Below are 16632 nucleotides of genomic sequence, written 5' to 3' on the forward strand. Positions count from 1 at the left end.
ATGCATGCCCTGTTCCTCGCCTCGGCGCTGCTGGTCGGCTGCTTACTGGCAGTGCAAGCGTCTGTGAATCTCCAGCTCAACAAGGCTGTCGGCACGCCCTACGGCGCATCGACACTCCAGCTCAGTGTGGCGACGGCGCTGCTGGCGATCCTCGCCGTGGCGGTCGGCGGGATCGGCGCCGTCCACTTGGTGCCGGGCGTCCCCGCCTGGCACCTGCTGGGCGGTCTCGCCAGCCCTCTGTACATCACGAGCGGCATCCTGCTCTTCCCGCGTCTCGGCGCTCTTGCCGCCGCGGGGCTGTTCGTGACCGGCCAGATGTTCGCCTCGCTGGGACTCGACCTGTTCGGCCTGCTCGGCATCACGCGCAAGCCGCTCAGCATCGGCATCGCGCTCGGCGCCCTCGCCGTACTGGCCGGCATCACGGTCATCATCCGCGGCCAGCGGCCGGCGGCGGCGCCCGCGCCCGCCACGGCACCGGCCACGGCACCCGCCACGGGCTCGGCCGGCGCCACGGCCTCCGGCGGCACCACCACCGTCGCCGCGCCGGCCGCGACCACCGCGGGCCGTTCGGGCGGGTTCGGCAACGGCGGCTGGATCCTGCTCGGCATCATCGCCGGAGGCGTCCTGCCCGTGCAGGGAGCGGTCAACGCCGCCCTGCGCAAGGACATCCAGCAGCCGATCACCACGGCGATGATCAGCTTCATCGTGGCGACGGTGACGATCGCCGTGGTGCTGATCGTCCTGCTCGCGCTGCGCCGCACGCCGCGGCCGCAGCTGGCCCCGCTCGGGACCATGCCGTGGTGGGGCTGGCTCGGCGGCGCCTGCGCCGCGGCCTACGTGACCGCGACCTTCATGCTGATCCCGACCATCGGGGCCGCCACGACGGTCGCGCTCACCGTGACCGGCCAGCAGGTCGCCTCCGCGGTGATCGACAACTACGGCTTCCTGCGGCTGCCCAGGCGCCCGCTCACCCCGCCGCGTCTGACCGGTCTCGCCCTGCTCATCGTCGGCTCGGTGCTCGTCCAGCTCACCTGACCCGCGGAAAGGACCCCCCCTCCAGTGCCTTCCAATCTGCGTACGCCGTACGAGGCGGCACCCGACGTCTTCACGCTGCCGTCGTTCCTTCCCATCGCCGGGGCGGGCCTGCTCCCGGTGAACGCCTATCTGATCCGCGGTCCCCAGCCGATCCTCGTCGACACGGGGATGGCGATCGACCGCGGCTACTTCGAGCAGGCCCTGTGGTCGCTGGTCGACCCCACGGAACTGCGCTGGATCGTGCTCACCCACGACGACCGGGACCACGCGGGCAACCTCAAGGAGGTGCTCATGGCGGCTCCCCAGGCCAAGCTCATCACCAACGGCCTCGCCGTCGGGCGTCTCGGCGAGGAGTGGGACGTGCCCCCGAACCGGGTGGTCCAGGTCAACCCCGGGCGGACGCTCGACCTCGGAGGCAGGATCATCTCCCTGCTCCGGCCGCCCGCCTACGACTCCCCCTCGACGCTCGCCCCGTACGACCACGCCACACAGGCGCTGTTCAGCGCGGACAGCTTCGGCACCGTCCTGCCCGAACTCGCCGATCACGCCAAGGACATCCCGGAGGCCGACTACCTCGCGGGGATGGCCCTGTTCACCCGCGCCAACGCGCCCTGGACCTCGCTGACCGATCCCGTCAAGTTCGACGCGGTTCTGGACGAGGTGGTCAGGCTGGGCGCGCGGCGCATTCTCAGCTCGCACGGCGCGACGGTCGTGGACCGCGTGGACACGCTCGTGGCGACGATGCGGGGCGTACCCGCCATGTCCGCCTGGCTTCCCGAGGAGGACGCCCGGGTGGAGGCGGTACTCGCCAAACACGAGGGGGCCGCCGCCGGCGCCGAGGCGGCGTAGGCGGCCCCGACCTTTCGCACAGCAAGGAGAACGCCATGACCACCGCACCGCGGAGCGCCGCCGAGGTCGACCTGACCCCGGAGCCCGGCACCATCATCATCTTCTCTGACATCTGGTGCTCTTTCGCCCACATCGCCGTCCACCGGCTCCACACGACCCGGGAACGGCTGGGCCTGACGGGACGGGTGTCGTTCGACCACCGCGCCTTCCCGCTGGAGCTGCTCAACGACGCGCCCAGCCCCCGTCCGGGCACGGACAGCGAAGTCGGGCGGATGGCGGCGCACGAACCCGATGCGGGATGGCAGCTCTGGCAGGACAAGGACTGGCTCTACCCGTCCACCATGCTGCCCGCGCTGGAGGCCGTGCAGGCGGCCAAGGAACAGAGCTTCGCGGCCTCCGAGCAACTCGACCTGGCCATCCGCCGGGCGTTCTGGGCCGAGTCGCGCTGCGTCAGCCACCGCAAGGTCATCCTCGACGCGGCCGCCTCAACCGGCGTGGTGGACGTCGCGGCCCTGGCCGAGGCGCTCGACGACGGCCGGGCCCGCAAGGCTCTGTCCGAGCAGGCGGTGATCGCGGCGACCGAGCGGGTGAACTGCAGCCCGCACCTGTTCCTCCCGGACGGCACCGACTACGCCAACCCGGGCATCGAGGTCGGCTGGGCCGGCGACTACGGCGTCGGCTGGCCCGTCGTCTCGTCCGACGACCCGACCGTGTTCGAGGACCTGCTCAAGCGCGCCGCGGCCTGACCGGTCCGGCCGCTTTACGGAAGGCCAACATTCGCGGAGGATTTGTCTGACATTTAGCTTGACGAACAGATAACAGAAGAGTCGGCGTGCGTCAGCGACATGGACGTGCGCCGACTCTTTACCGTCGTCCTCAATACAAGCCGAAAAGGTCGCCCGGCTCCGCGCCGGACGGCCGTTTCGGCTTTCCCTTTTTCCGGGCGGCAATTCGGGCCGTTACATTTCCACTTGCACGTGTTGACCCGACCAGATGTGCGAAGTACATTTCGTCCGGTTGCTCCAATACAACCGACGGGGCGAAGGAACATTTTCCCGTATTTTCCGCAAGAAGGGGACTACCAGCCCAACGCGCGTCCCCGATGAACAATTCCCGTAACTCCTGAGCTACTCCATGTTCGCTTCAGTGAAGGGTAATTCATCATGAGCGGTACCGGTACGGAATTGGACGGCATGTCGCCCGCCAGTCCCGGGACACCCGACGTGTCGACGTTCGTCGACCTGACCCAGCACGAGATCGAGGCGCTCAAGACCAGGTACAACCTGGCCGACGCGCACACGCACCAGCGCCAGTCGCCCAGCCAGGACAAGATCGTCTCACGCCTCCCCGACCTCTGGTACGAGTCCGAGGAGAACCAGCAGGCCTATTTCGAGAAGCGTTTCATCGACGCTTTCTTCCGCCTGCACAAGCAGCCCACGGCGGCCGTCGCCGGCAAAACCTGGCTGTCGTATTCGGCCAGCGTCTCCACCATGGTCGCCGCCATGTACCTCCGGCAGCGGAACATGTCGGTGGCTCTCGTGGAGCCGTGCTTCGACAATCTCGTCGACCTGTTGAAGCACATGCGCGTCGACCTCACGCCGCTCCCCGAGGAGTCGCTGGCGGAGCCCGCCGCGATCTATTCCAACCTGAGCGGCCTCGAAGCCGACGCTCTCTATCTCGTCGACCCCAACAATCCGACGGGATTCAGCCTCCTGCAGTACGGCATCGAAGGGTTCCGCGAGCTGGTCCGGTACTGCAAGGACCACGGCAAGCTGCTGATGCTCGACCTGTGCTTCGCGTCCTTCGCCCTGTGCGACCAGTCGATCGGCCGCATCGACATCTACAAGCTCCTCGAGGAGTCGGGCGTCTCCTACATGGCGCTCGAGGACACCGGCAAGACGTGGCCGGTGCAGGACGCCAAGTGCGCGATGCTGACGGTCAGCGACGACATCAAGGACGAGGTCTACAACATCCAGACCGCGGTCCTGCTGAACGTGTCGCCGTTCGTCCTCAACTTCCTCACTCATTACGTCGAGGACTCGATCGAGGACGGCTTCGCCTCGGTGCGCGACGTGATCATGGACAACCGCGCGATGGCCGTGAAGGCCGCGGAGGGCACGATCCTCGAGTACGTCGAGCCCGTGGTCAACACGAGCGTGGCGTGGTTCCGCATCAAGCCGGCCGACCTCACGGCGACCGCGCTGCAGGAGAAACTCCTGGAGAGCGAGATCTACGTGCTCCCCGGCACATACTTCTACTGGAACACTCCGGAGCGGGGGGAGCGCTACATCCGCATCGCCCTCGCCCGGCGCCCCGGCACGTTCGCCTCGGCCATGCACCGGATGCGCGAGGCCCTGCTCGCTTATGAGAACTGAGCCGATGAGCGCCGAGACCACGACCGCTGAGACCACGACCACCCAGACCGCGACCACCGGGTCGGGGACCACCGTCTCCACGACCACCGGGCCCTTCCTGGACGCCGCCCTCTTCATGGGCATGCACAGCGCGGACGAGGAGGTCCGCCGGGCGTGCAAGGGGTTCTTCACCGAGCACTTGGAGGGCGTCCCCGTCCTCATGAGCCTGGAACACGTCGGGCGATGCGACGACCTCGTCTGGCGCTTCCCCCGGCAGACGCAGGACGACTACTACCCGTTCATGGACAATCTGCACACCGACATGCAGATCGTTCGGATCGGCTACGAGGAGGCCGACCTCCGTCTCGCCCTGGAGGCCGTGGCGCTCTGCGGGCTTCCCCTGCACGAACGGCTGCTGGTGGCGATGGCCATGCGCCGCGACACCGTCGTCGCGACGGCCAGCCCGCGGCTGCGCGCCCGCAGCGATCTCCCGGTCCGCCCCGTCGGGCCGGTCGATCGCGAGCCGGCGTTCCCGAGCCGTCTCGAACTGCTCTACGAGCGGTCCCTGGTCCTGCGCGTAGACGCCGACGACCTGTGAGGTTCCCCATGTATTCAGGAACGATCGTCCCCCTGGTGACACCGCTCGCCGAGTCGGGAGCGGTGTCGGAGCAGAGCGTACGGCGCCTGGTGGAGTCGCTGCGGCACCACGTCACGGCGCTGATGCCCGCCCTTTCCACCGGTGAGGGGTGGAAGCTGTCGGAGCGGCAGTGGCACGACGTGGTCGCGTATTCGGTCCGCCACTCGGGCGGCCTGCCCGTGCTGGCCGGGGCCCAGGCGCCCACGACCGAGGAGGTCGTCGAACGGGCCCGTTCCGCGCGGGCGCTGGGCGCGGCGGCCGTGGCCGTGACCACGCCGTTCAAGCCCGGCCTGTCGCAGGAGGAGATCTACGACCACTACCGGACGCTCCGCGAGGCGGTGCCGATCCCGCTGTTCGTCTACAACGAGAAGGCGCTGTCAGGCAACCAGATCGAGCTGGAGACGCTGCTGCGGATCTGCCGCCTGCCGGACGTCGTGGGGATCAAGGAGTCCAGCGGTTCTGCCGAGTTCACCCGCGCGCTCGTCGCCGCCGACCCCGGCGCGCCGGTGTTCGAGGGCTGGGAGAACCTCCTGTACGAGGCCGCCGGCGTCGGCGGCTTCATCGGTCCCCTGGCCAACCTCGAACCGTACCTGTGCAACGAGATGCTGGCCACGCCCTCGGAGGAGCTCCAGGCCGAGATCAACGCGGTGTGCGAACGGTACGGCGTCTTCCGCGACGACTGGTACGCGCACGTGAAGAAGGAACTGCACCGGCGGGGGCTCATCGAGAGCCCCGCCACTGTGGACGAGGTGGGGTAGGCATGCGAGTCCAGCTGCGCGACTCCGACCAGAAACGGCTCTACATCTACAACCGCTCCGTCCTGACCCCGGAGCGGTACTCCGAACTGTGGGCGATCGAACGCGAGTGGGTGGTACGCCGGGCGGCCGAGCACGAGAACCGCGCGCCGCGGTTCGACTACCGCATCGAGCTGATCGACGCGCTCCACGACCTGCTCGGCAAGGAGCAGGCCAACCCCTCCGACGACGAGCGGTTCATCGCCGAGGAGGCCACCCTCGACCAGTTCAAGGTGGTGGTCTCCGAGTTCGCGGTGGACGGCCTCGTGGAGTCGCAGTCCCACATCGGGATCATCCGCAGGCTCCCCTCCCGGTCGCGCATGGCCATCCTGCGCGTGCTCATCGACGAGTTCGGGTGCGGGAACGACGACATGGAGCACTCCCACCTCTACCGGACCATGCTCGCCGAGCTGGGCATGCCGGGCGACCTCGAGCACTACGTCGAGCGGGCGGGGGACGCCAGCTTCGCCTACGTCAACCTGTTCCACTGGCTGGCCGACCGCGCCCCGGCGCCGGAGTACTTCCTCGGCGCCTACGCCTACTTCGAGGCCAGCGTGCTGTACGCCTTCCGGCCGTTCGCCGCGGCGGCCGGCCGGCTGGGGATCGCCAACGACAAGTACTACACCGAGCACCTCTACATCGACAGCTTCCACTCCAAGCAGATGCAGACCGCGATCCGCGCGCTGGGCGAGCACCGCGACGTCGACCTGGCGAAGGTGTGGGCGGGCGTCACGCTGACCAGCGAGACCATCGCCGAGGCGACCGAGGCCGCGGTGTCCAAGGCCCGGAGGGCGGCGTGACCGGCCGGCCGGAGGACGGCCCGACCCTCCGTCAGATCGGGCCCGACCACCTGCTCATCGAGGTGGCGGGCCGCCGGATCGTCGCGCAGGCGGAGTGCCCGCACCGCCGGGGACGGCTGCGCTTCGGCTACCTCAACAGCCGCACCCTGCGCCTCACCTGCCCGCTGCACCACTCCACCTTCGACCTGCTCACCGGCCGTCAGGTCAGCGGCCCGCCGTGCGGGTCGCTGACGGTCGAGCTGCTGCCGGACGACGTCCCGCCGCCGCGGCCCCCGGCCCCCGGAGACCAGGAGGCGAGCGCCCAATGACGACGCGGGAGGCCACCCCCCACTCCCGCTCGGAGGCGGCGGGTGGCGTCGAGACACACGGCGTCGACCGCATTCCGGACGCCGAGCGCACGGCGTCCCCACGTGAGTTCCTGTGGATCTGGCACTCCGCCCAGTTCTCCTTCGGGACGGTGGTCCTCGGCTCGGTGCCGATCAGCTTCGGGCTGAGCTGGGCGGCCTCCGTCACCTCGATCCTCGTCGGACTGCTGGTCGGCACGGCGGTGTTCGCCCCGCTTGTGCTGTTCGGCAAGCGGACGGGCGCCAACGACCCCGTCTCAAGCGGCGCCCACTTCGGAGTCCGGGGCCGGGTCGTCGCCAACGTCATCACCATCGTCGTCGCGATCGGGTTCTTCTCCATCGCCGTCTGGACCGGCGCCACCGCGATCCTGGAGGCCGGGCACCGGGTCATCGGGACGCCCATCGGCCCCGCCGGGCTCGCGGTCGCCATGCCGCTGACGGCCCTCGCCGTCGTCGTGGTGGCGGTGTACGGGTACGGCGCCCTCCTGGCCACGTACAAGGCGATGACGGTGCTGGGCGGCCTGGTGCTGCTGGCGCTCGTCGTGGTGCTGCTGCCCCGGTTCTCCCCGTCGTACGGAGGCGGCGGCGCGTACGCGCTCGGCGACTTCTGGCGGACCTGGCTGCTGGCGGTGTCGTTCAGCGCGACCCTGCCGGTGTCGTACTCCACCTTCCAGGGGGACTACAGCCGTTATCTGTCGCCCCAGGTCAGCGACCGGGCCGCGGTGGCGTACAACGGGGCGGCGATGTATGTGAGCAACGCGGTCGCGCTGATCGTCGGGGCCTACGCCACCACCATGCTGAAAGACCCGTCCCTGCCCTGGATCGCGGGCGTCGCGGACGTGGTGCCGCACTGGTTCGCCGTCGTGGTGATCGCGTTCGGGCTGGCCGGCACGCTGCCGCAGGCCGCGCTGTGCCTGTACGCGGCCGGCCTGTCGCTCAACTCGATCCTCTGGCGGCTCCCCCGGGCCGTCAGCACCTGGATAATGTCCCTGCTGGGGATCGCCGTGCTGTACCTCGGCGCGATCGTCTTCGACGCCGTCGACTCGATCTCGACGTTCGTGCTGGTCCTGCTCGTCCTCGTGTCACCGTGGACGGCGATCATGCTGGTCGGGTTCGTGACGCGCCGCGGCCGGTACGACGCCGAGGACCTGTACGGCTTCGCCCACCCCGAGCGGCGCGGGCGCTACTGGTTCTGGGGCGGAGTCAACCCCCGGGCCATCGGGGCCTTCGTCCCCGCGGTGGCGCTGGGGCTCCTCTTCGTCAACAACACGCTCTACGCCGGGCCGCTCGCCGGGCTGGCGGGCGGGGTGGACGTGAGCTGCCTGGTGCCGTTCTGCACGGCGGCCCTGCTCTACTTCGCCCTGTGCCGCCTGTACCCGGAGCGGGTTTCCGGCCCCACCGGAGGTGACCCGGAATGACAGGACCAGGAGGGGACCCGCGACTGCCGGCGACGCCGGACACGATCGTCGTGTTCTCCGACCTCAACTGCTCGTTCGCCCATCTCGCCGTCTACCGGCTCCACCGGGCGCGGCGCCGGCTCGGCCTCGAGGGCCGCCTCTGGTTCGATCACCGCTGCTTCCCCCTGGAGCTGTTCAACCGGACGGTCAACGAGCGGCCGGGCGTCGACTCGGAGGTCTCCGTCGTCGGCGCGCTTGAGCCCGAGGCCGGGTGGCGGCTGTGGCAGGGGCCCGACTGGGCCTACCCGGTCACGATGCTGCCTCCCCTGGAGGCGGTGCAGGCGGCCAAGGAGCAGAGTCTGAACGCCTCCGAGCAGCTCGACCTCGCGCTGCGCCGGGCGTTCTGGGCGCAGGGCCGGTGCATCTCGCTCCGCCAGGAGATCCTCGACATCGCGGCGGGCACCGGCGCGGTCGACACCCGGGCGCTGGCCGCCGCGCTCGACGACGGCCGGGCCAGGCGCGCGGTCATGGACCAGTTCGAGGCGGCCCGGCACGGCCGGGTCAACTGCAGCCCGCACGTGTTCCTGTACGACGGGACGAACGTCGCCAACCCGGGTGTCCGGACCCGATGGGTCAACGGCGGCTTCGGAGTCGGGTTCCCCGTGATCGAGGCGGACGACCCGTCCGTCTACACCGATCTGCTGAGCAAGGCAGCCGAGCTCGCCGCCGAGGCCGCCTGACCGGCGACCTCCGCACGAGCTCACCGCGACCTCGCCACGACCTTGCCACGACCTCGCCACGACGTCGGCCCGGCCCCGCCGGAACGACGTCGCGGCGAGGTCACCGGTATACAGGTCCACGTGAAGTTGGACGACCTGGATCGCGCCATCATCAGGGCCCTCGTTGAGGACGCCCGAGCGACGTATGCCGAAATAGGCGCTGAAGTCGGGCTGTCGGCCCCTGCCGTGAAGCGACGGGTGGACCGGCTCGTGGCGTCGGGCGCGATCACCGGGTTCAGCGCGCGCGTCGAACCGTCGGCGCTCGGGTGGACCACCGAGGCGTACGTCGAGCTCTTCTGCCGCGGCAAGACCTCCCCTGCCGAGATCGGGATGGCCGCCGCCCGGCATCCCGAGGTCGTATCGGCGTGCACGGTCACCGGCGAGGCCGACGCCCTGCTGCACATCCGGGCGACCGATGTCCGCCATGTCGAGCGCGTGATCGAGCGGCTGGCGGCCGAGCCGTTCGTGGTGCGGACCAAGAGTTCGATCGTGCTCTCGCGGCTGATTAACGGATCGCCTTAAACGAGCCGAAGGACGCAACCGATCCTCGTCAGGCCGCAACGCGGACGCATTGGCCGGCGGTTATCCGGTTCCTACGCTGAAGACCCGTTCACCGGTTTTCGTATGGAGTCCAGATGACGCTCTTGCCATCGCCCGAGACCGCCACGAGCGGTCACCCGAGCACCGCGCGGCACTACCTGATGTGCCGGCCCGAGTTCTTCGCGGTGTCGTACTCCATCAATCCGTGGATGGATCCCGCCAGAGGCGCCGACGCCGCGACCGCGGTCCGCCAGTGGGAGGCCCTCCGGCAGGCGTACGAGAGCCTGGGGCACACGGTCAGCCTGATCGATCCGATCGAGGGCCTGCCCGACATGGTTTTCGCCGCTAACGGCGCGCTCGTGGTGGAGGGCCGGGTCTACGGGGCGAGGTTCGCCCACCGGGAGCGGGCCGCCGAAGGCCCGGCGTACCTGCGGTGGTTCGCCGACCGGGGGTACGAGACCCTGGAGGCGTCGTTCACCAACGAGGGCGAGGGCGACTACCTCACGCTCGACGACATGATCCTGGCGGGGACGGGGTTCCGCACCGACGTGGCCGCCCACATGGAGGCGCAGGAGTTCCTCGGCCGCCCGGTGGTCACGCTGCGCCTGGTGGATCCGCGTTTCTACCACCTCGACACGGCCCTGTTCCCGCTGGACGGCCGGAACGTCGCCTACTACCCGGAGGCGTTCTCCGCGGGCAGCCGGCGGGTGCTGGAGCGGCTGTTCCCCGACGCGGTCCTCGCGTCGGCGGCCGACGCCGAGGTGCTGGGCCTGAACGCGGTGAGCGACGGCCGCAACGTGGTGGTTAACGTCGAGGCCACCGGCCTGTCGCTGGAGCTGAAGCGCCGCGGCTACGAGGTCGTCCCGGTCGACCTGAGCGAGCTGCGCAAGTCCGGCGGCGGCCCCAAGTGCTGCACCCTGGAGATCCGATGAGCACCGAGCGGACGACCACCGAAGAGCAGATCCGGCTCAGCGAGCGCCGCAGCGCGCACAACTATCACCCGCTGCCCGTGGTGATCCACTCCGCCGAGGGCGCCTGGGTGACCGACGTCGAGGGCAGGCGCTACCTCGACTGCCTGGCCGGCTACTCGTCGATGAACTTCGGCCACGGCAACCAGACGATCCTCGCGGCGGCCCGCGAGCAGCTCGACCGGCTCACGCTGACGAGCCGCGCCTTCTTCCACGACCGGTTCGCGGAGTTCGTGTCGCGGCTCGCCGACCTGTGCGGCAAGGACATGGTCCTGCCGATGAACACCGGCGCCGAGGCCGTCGAGACCGCGATCAAGGTGGCCCGCAAGTGGGGGTACGAGGTCAAGGGCGTGGCGCCGGACCAGGCGAACATCGTCGTCATGGAGGACAACTTCCACGGCCGCACCACCACCATCGTGGGCTTCTCCACCGACCCCGACGCGTACGGCGGGTTCGGCCCCTTCACCCCCGGCTTCCGCGTCGTGAAGTACGGCTCGGCCGAGGCGGTCAGGGAGGCGATCGACGAGAACACCGTGGCCGTCCTGCTGGAGCCCATCCAGGGTGAGGCCGGGGTGCTGGTGCCGCCGGACGGCTACCTGGCCGCGGTCCGCCAGATCTGCACGGAGAACGACGTCCTGCTGGTCGCCGACGAGATCCAGTCTGGACTCGGGCGCACCGGCGCCACCTTCGCCTGCGACCACGAGGACGTGGTCCCCGACGTCTACGTCCTGGGCAAGGCCCTCGGCGGCGGCGTGGTGCCCGTCTCCGCCGTGGTCGCGGACGCCGGCGTGCTCGGCGTGATCAAGCCGGGCCAGCACGGCTCGACGTTCGGCGGCAACCCGCTGGCCTGCGCCGTCGGCACCGCGGTCGTCGGCCTGCTGGAGACGGGCGAGTACCAGGCGCGGGCCCGGGAACTCGGCGCCCACCTGCACGAGGAGCTGCGCCGGCTGGGACCGGGCGTGGTGTCGGTGCGCGGCCGGGGACTGTGGGCGGGCGTCGACGTCGACCCGTCGCTCGGCACCGGACGGCAGGTCAGCGAGGCGCTGATGCGCCGGGGCGTGCTCGCGAAGGACACCCACGGGTCGACGATCCGGCTGGCGCCGCCCCTCGTCGTCTCGCGCGACGACCTGTCCTGGGCCGTCGAACAGCTCGCCGCCGTCCTCAGGGAGCTGTGAGCTCCGCCTCGGTACGGCTCAGGCCCTCCTTCCCTCCCGGGGCGTGAGCCGTACCGAGGCGACATCCCTGTCGTGGGTGAACCAGGTGACCGTGGCGGCCCCCTCCTCCGGCCGGACCGACGTCATCATGTTCGGGAACCACGGCCCCTTGGTGATCTTCCAGCGGAACGGCGGCCCCGGCACCCGGCTCATCAGGTTCAGCAGCCGTCCGAGCACGCTCGCCAGGCCGAACGACGCCGCGATGTTGGCCAGGCGGAGCGTGCGGCTCAGCGGGTTGCGGATGGGCGAGCAGACGACCTGGTGGATGCGGCCGGCGCCCTTCCTGCGTACCGACGCCAGGTAGGAGTAGTGCACGTCGCCCGACAGAAGCAGGATCGTGGCGGGCGGGCGGCCCCGCCGCCCCGCGGCGACGTCGAGCAGCACCCGCCCGAGGTCCTCGAACGACCGGCGGAACGCCCCCCAGTGCTCCAGGTCGAGGAACTGCCGGATCCGCTCCCCCAGCACGGCGAGCCGGGGGCCCCACATGCCGTCGCAGACGGCCTCGTTCCAGCTCTCCACGTGGTGGATGCCGCTGGGCAGCAGGACGGGCAGCGACGACCCGACGATCAGGTGGCCGACGTCGCCCGCCGCGTGCTCGTCGAACCAGGCCCACTCCTCGGGGTCGAGCATCCGCCGCCGCCCCGGCTCCAGCCCCCGGGCGCTCCGGCTGTCCAGCACGATCAGCCGGTTGCCGCCGAGGTCGCGGTGGTAGCTCCAGCGGACCGAGTCGGGCTTCTCGTCGGCCCGCCGGGCGAACGCGTCGAGCACGTCGTCCCCGCCCCCGGCCCGCAGCGCGGCGAGCACCGGGTCGGCCGCCCGCTCGTCCGGCGTCATGTTGCCCAGGTGCTGGTAGACGTAGTAGGAGCCGAGGGCGGACACGATGCGCCTGTCCCACCACGGCACCTCGGCCATCCGCTCGCGCCAGGCCAGCGAGGTGTTCCAGTCGTCCCTGACATCGTGGTCGTCGAAGATCATCAGTGTCGGGACCGTCGCGAGCAGCCACCGCACGGGCGGATCACACCAGGCCTGCCGGTAGAGCTCGGCGTACTCGTCGAAGTCCACGGCCTCCTCCGGGCCGTCGTCCCTGCGGGACGCGATGAACTTCTTCATGTCCGGGGTGAGCTCGTCGGCGTAGACCTGGTCGCCGAGCATCAGGATCAGATCGGGGCGCTCCGGCGTTCCCATCAGCCGCCGCGCGTAGGCGTGCAGGACGTCCACGCCGTGGGTGCGGACGTACGGCTCGTCGTGCGGGACACTCGTCCGGCAGGAGCCGAAGACCAGCTCGCGAAGTTCGGTGAGGGGCCGGATGACGCTCGGCGGCAGATCGGGCTCCGGCCACACCACGCGCCCGTCGAGCTCCACGCTGTAGGCCACCGGGCCGTCGAGGGCGACGTCGACGACGGCGTAGTGGTGACCGTGCGCCGTGAAGGTCCGTTCCTCGGCTGCCGCCTCCCCGGCCCGTACGGTGACCGCGCAGGGTTCGGTCGTCTCCACCCAGATCGTGGCGCTCGCCCCGTCGGTGTGGCGGAGCAGCGGCCCGAGAACAAGTTCCGGCACGCGTTCCTGTCTACTTGGAAACCCCGTTTACCGCAAAGGCACGGTAACGGCGGCACCAAGCCGGACGCCCATCGCCAAGAGCAGTGCTCTCGGAAGTTTCGGGCGCTCTGCTAAGGTGGGGCGCATGAACGCGAGCCGGACCGCACGGGAGCGGGTCAGAGCGGAGCTCATCCAGGAGATCACCACGATCGCCCGCCGTCAGCTCGCCACGGAGGGAGCCTCCGGGCTGTCCCTGCGGGCGGTCGCCCGCGACATGGGCATGGTCTCCTCGGCGATCTACCGCTACTTCCCGAGCCGGGACGACCTGCTGACCGCGCTCATCGTCGACGGCTACAACGCGGTCGGCGAGGTCGTGGAGCGAGCCGACGCGGCCTGCCCGCGGGACGACTTCACCGGCCGCTGGCTGGCGGTCTGCCGCGCGGTGCGAGACTGGGCCCTCGCCCATCCGCACGAGTACGCGCTGCTGTACGGCTCCCCCGTGCCGGGCTACCAGGCGCCCGTCGACACGATCGCACCGGCGACGCGGGACACGGCCGTGTTCGGGGCGATCATCGCGGAGGCCCATCGTGCCGGCCGGCTCTCGCCGCCGCCCGTCTGCCCCGAGCCCCCGGTGGCGATCGCGGCCGACGCCGAGGCCGTCCGGGCCTTGATGCCGGACGTGTCCGACGACGTCGTCGCCCGCGCGATCACGATCTGGACCGGCCTCTACGGCATCGTCAACTTCGAGCTCTTCGGCCAGTTCGACAACGTGATCACACATCGCGCCGAGCTGTTCGAGCACAACATGGCCTGCCTGGCCGCCTTCATCGGGCTGACCGGCTGACCGGCCTTTTCGAGCCCCGCCCGGCCCGAACCCGGCGCGGCGATGGGAAGGCCCGCCTCCTCGGCAGCGGCGAGCAGCCTGGTGTCGTAGGTCACGAACCAGTCGAGCGCCCGCTCCAGCACCTGCTCCGCGCACAGGTGCAGGGCATCGAGGGTCCGCAGCCGGGGCGGCCCGATGTCGGCGGCCGAGTCAAGGAGCGGCGTGTCCACGGGCAAGGTCCTCAGCCGGGCCAGTAACGCCTTCGCCCGCGAGACCGCCTGCGGCCCGGCCACCCGCACCGCCCGCACCACCTCGGTCCGGGCCAGCTCACTGGCGACGACCGGCCTGGCCTGCGCCACCAGCCACTTTTCCAGCGCCGCCGTCTCCTCTTCCCGGACGACCAGCTTGACGCTGTCGTCCGGCCGGACTGCGGCGAGGTCGTCCTGGACGACAGGCGGATCGACACGCTGCCCGAGGAGGAGCCGACCGCACTGCGGCGAACCGCGGCCAACGGGAGACATGCGAAAGGCGGCAGACGGGGATCTCCCGGTTGCCGCCTTTCGCGCGTTCGCGACAGCCTTCTGGGCTGGTCAGGGTACTCCTGCGATTTTATGCAAGATCACAGGCAGTGACGCCGCAGGTCGTGCCGTGTCACTGCGGGAAACGGAGCTGTCAGGCGCGGTGGGCGCGGTTGACGGCGGAGATGATGGCCTTGAGGGACGCGGTCGTGGTGTTCGCGTCGACGCCGACGCCCCACAGCACCTGCGTGCCGTCCGGGCCGCCGACCTCGCACTCCACGTACGACGCGGCCTTGGCGTCGGCGCCGGCGCTCATCGCGTGCTCGGTGTAGTCGAGCACCCGCACCGGCACCCCGATGTTCTCCAGCGCGTCGCAGAAGGCCGAGATGGGGCCGTTGCCGACGCCGTCGATCTCCCGCACCTCGCCGTCGAAGCGGACGTCGGCGCTGATGGCGTCCTTGTCGTCGACCGCCGAGGAGTGCCGGTGGGCGAGCAGCCCGACCCGGCCCCACGGCCGGTCGGGGGTCGGCAGGTACTCGTCGGAGAAGATCCGCCACATGTCGGCGGCGGTGACCTCGCCGCCCTCGGCGTCGGTGTGGGCCTGGATCACGCGGGAGAACTCGATCTGCAGCCGCCGCGGCAGGTCGAGCTGGTGGTCGGCCTTCATGATGTAGGCCACGCCGCCCTTGCCCGACTGGCTGTTGACCCTGATCACGGCCTCGTACGTGCGGCCGATGTCCTTGGGGTCGATCGGCAGGTACGGCACCGCCCAGGTGAAGTCGTCGACCGGCACGCCGGCGACGGCCGCGTCGCGCTCCAGGTGATCGAAGCCCTTCTTGATGGCGTCCTGGTGGGAGCCGGAGAACGCCGTGTAGACCAGCTCGCCGCCCCACGGGTGGCGCGGATGCACCGGCAGCTGGTTGCAGTGCTCGACCACCCGGCGGATCTCGTCCATGTCCGAGAAGTCGATCTGCGGGTCGATCCCCTGGGAGAACAGGTTCATGCCCAGCGTGACCAGGCAGACGTTGCCGGTCCGCTCGCCGTTGCCGAACAGGCAGCCCTCGATGCGGTCCGCCCCGGCCATGTAGCCCAGCTCCGCCGCCGCCACCGCCGACCCCCGGTCGTTGTGCGGGTGCAGCGACAGCACCACCGAGTCGCGGTACGCCAGGTTGCGGTGCATCCACTCGATCTGGTCGGCGTACACGTTCGGCGTGGCCATCTCCACCGTCGCCGGCAGATTCAGGATCACCTTGCGGTCGGGGGTCGGCTGCCACACGTCGGTGACGGCGTTGCAGACCTCGACCGCGTACTCCAGCTCGGTGCCCGTGAACGACTCCGGCGAGTACTCGAAGTAGATCTCCGTGCCCTCGATCTCGGCCGCCAGCTTCTTGCACAGCTTGGCGCCCTCGACCGCGATCGCGGTGATGCCGTCCTTATCCTGGCCGAAGACGACCCGGCGCTGCAGGGTGGAGGTGGAGTTGTACAGATGGACGATCGCCTGGCGGGCCCCGCGCAGCGACTCGAAGGTCCGCTCGATCAGCTCGGCGCGCGCCTGCGTCAGCACCTGGATCACCACGTCGGAGGGGATCCGGTCCTCCTCGATGATCTGCCGGACGAAGTCGAAGTCGGTCTGCGACGCCGCGGGAAACCCGACCTCGATCTCCTTGAAGCCCATCCGTACCAGCAGGTCGAACATCTCCAGCTTGCGGTCGGCGTCCATCGGGTCGATCAGCGCCTGGTTGCCGTCGCGCAGGTCCACCGCGCACCACCGCGGCGCCTGCGTGATCACCTTGTCCGGCCAGGTCCGGTCGGTCAGCCGCACCGGCTCGAACGGCTGGTAGCGGTGGAACGGCATCGGACTGGGCTGCTGGGCATTGGGCTGCTGCGTGTTCATCATGCTCCTCGTCGGACAGCCGGCGACACGGCACGCAAAGGCCGTTCGGATTCGATGAGGGGTCGCCGGTCGATACACCTATGGCGGCCGACGCGCATGACTCTCGCACCGCGGCGAGGGAGCCGGCCTCTTACAGGCCCTCGCCGCGGC

At 70.2% G+C, this 16632-nt stretch carries 17 protein-coding genes; 14 read left to right on the plus strand and 3 right to left on the minus strand.

Annotated elements, in window-relative coordinates; translation table 11 throughout:
• The 13 genes from JOL79_RS02400 to rocD all read left to right on the plus strand — a co-directional run bounded on the left by JOL79_RS02400 (nucleotide 1) and on the right by rocD (nucleotide 11672).
• On the plus strand, nucleotides 1-1035 hold the full coding sequence (locus JOL79_RS02400) for a DMT family transporter (RefSeq protein WP_210153916.1): 1035 nt from the start codon (nucleotides 1-3) through the stop codon (nucleotides 1033-1035).
• 24 nt (nucleotides 1036-1059) lie between these two features.
• Nucleotides 1060-1884: an MBL fold metallo-hydrolase gene (locus JOL79_RS02405; protein WP_210153917.1), complete on the plus strand. Its 825-nt coding sequence runs from the start codon at nucleotides 1060-1062 to the stop codon at nucleotides 1882-1884.
• Nucleotides 1885-1919: 35 nt separating this feature from the next.
• On the plus strand, nucleotides 1920-2630 hold the full coding sequence (locus JOL79_RS02410; RefSeq protein WP_210153918.1) for a DsbA family oxidoreductase: 711 nt from the start codon (nucleotides 1920-1922) through the stop codon (nucleotides 2628-2630).
• Between the two features lie 417 nt (nucleotides 2631-3047).
• Nucleotides 3048-4259 carry an aminotransferase class I/II-fold pyridoxal phosphate-dependent enzyme gene (locus JOL79_RS02415; RefSeq protein ID WP_210153919.1) on the plus strand — a complete coding sequence of 404 codons (1212 nt, stop codon included), beginning with the start codon at nucleotides 3048-3050 and terminating at the stop codon, nucleotides 4257-4259.
• 4 nt (nucleotides 4260-4263) lie between these two features.
• A complete protein-coding gene (locus JOL79_RS02420; protein WP_230984022.1) occupies nucleotides 4264-4836 on the plus strand; it encodes a DUF6190 family protein in 573 nt (190 codons plus the stop codon).
• Between the two features lie 8 nt (nucleotides 4837-4844).
• Nucleotides 4845-5633 (plus strand): dihydrodipicolinate synthase family protein, encoded by a 789-nt coding sequence (locus JOL79_RS02425; RefSeq protein WP_210153920.1) that lies wholly within the window; start codon nucleotides 4845-4847, stop codon nucleotides 5631-5633.
• 2 nt (nucleotides 5634-5635) lie between these two features.
• Nucleotides 5636-6469: an iron-containing redox enzyme family protein gene (locus JOL79_RS02430; protein ID WP_210153921.1), complete on the plus strand. Its 834-nt coding sequence runs from the start codon at nucleotides 5636-5638 to the stop codon at nucleotides 6467-6469.
• Nucleotides 6466-6777 carry a Rieske (2Fe-2S) protein gene (locus JOL79_RS02435; protein WP_210153922.1) on the plus strand — a complete coding sequence of 104 codons (312 nt, stop codon included), beginning with the start codon at nucleotides 6466-6468 and terminating at the stop codon, nucleotides 6775-6777. The genes JOL79_RS02430 and JOL79_RS02435 overlap by 4 nt, the downstream gene beginning before the upstream one ends.
• Complete coding sequence (locus JOL79_RS02440; protein WP_210153923.1) at nucleotides 6774-8231, plus strand: purine-cytosine permease family protein; 1458 nt, start codon at nucleotides 6774-6776, stop codon at nucleotides 8229-8231. The genes JOL79_RS02435 and JOL79_RS02440 overlap by 4 nt, the downstream gene beginning before the upstream one ends.
• Nucleotides 8228-8950, plus strand: coding sequence for a DsbA family oxidoreductase (locus tag JOL79_RS02445; protein WP_210153924.1), 723 nt, complete (start codon nucleotides 8228-8230; stop codon nucleotides 8948-8950). The genes JOL79_RS02440 and JOL79_RS02445 overlap by 4 nt, the downstream gene beginning before the upstream one ends.
• A gap of 120 nt (nucleotides 8951-9070) precedes the next feature.
• Complete coding sequence (locus JOL79_RS02450; protein WP_210153925.1) at nucleotides 9071-9511, plus strand: Lrp/AsnC family transcriptional regulator; 441 nt, start codon at nucleotides 9071-9073, stop codon at nucleotides 9509-9511.
• A 113-nt stretch (nucleotides 9512-9624) separates the two neighbouring features.
• Nucleotides 9625-10461, plus strand: coding sequence for a dimethylargininase (gene ddaH, locus JOL79_RS02455; RefSeq protein ID WP_230984023.1), 837 nt, complete (start codon nucleotides 9625-9627; stop codon nucleotides 10459-10461).
• Nucleotides 10458-11672, plus strand: coding sequence for an ornithine--oxo-acid transaminase (rocD, locus tag JOL79_RS02460; protein WP_210153926.1), 1215 nt, complete (start codon nucleotides 10458-10460; stop codon nucleotides 11670-11672). Before ddaH ends, rocD begins: the two co-directional genes overlap by 4 nt.
• 18 nt (nucleotides 11673-11690) lie before the next feature.
• Here the strand turns inward: rocD and JOL79_RS02465 are convergent, their stop codons facing one another.
• Entirely contained in the window at nucleotides 11691-13268 is a 1578-nt protein-coding gene (locus tag JOL79_RS02465; RefSeq protein ID WP_210153927.1) for an alkaline phosphatase D family protein, read from the minus strand.
• Between the two features lie 124 nt (nucleotides 13269-13392).
• On the opposite strand from JOL79_RS02465, the gene JOL79_RS02470 reads away from it, so the two are divergent.
• A complete protein-coding gene (locus JOL79_RS02470; protein ID WP_210153928.1) occupies nucleotides 13393-14091 on the plus strand; it encodes a TetR/AcrR family transcriptional regulator in 699 nt (232 codons plus the stop codon).
• Here the strand turns inward: JOL79_RS02470 and JOL79_RS02475 are convergent.
• Nucleotides 13974-14591: a type II toxin-antitoxin system VapC family toxin gene (locus tag JOL79_RS02475; RefSeq protein ID WP_210153929.1), complete on the minus strand. Its 618-nt coding sequence runs from the start codon at nucleotides 14589-14591 to the stop codon at nucleotides 13974-13976. The two genes, JOL79_RS02470 and JOL79_RS02475, sit on opposite strands and share 118 nt — an antisense overlap.
• A gap of 151 nt (nucleotides 14592-14742) precedes the next feature.
• On the minus strand, nucleotides 14743-16482 hold the full coding sequence (gene leuA, locus JOL79_RS02480; protein ID WP_230984024.1) for a 2-isopropylmalate synthase: 1740 nt from the start codon (nucleotides 16480-16482) through the stop codon (nucleotides 14743-14745).
• Between the last annotated feature and the right edge of the window lie 150 nt (nucleotides 16483-16632).

Origin of the sequence: Microbispora oryzae, assembly GCF_017896165.1 — a bacterium.
GTDB classification, from domain to species: domain Bacteria; phylum Actinomycetota; class Actinomycetes; order Streptosporangiales; family Streptosporangiaceae; genus Microbispora; species Microbispora oryzae.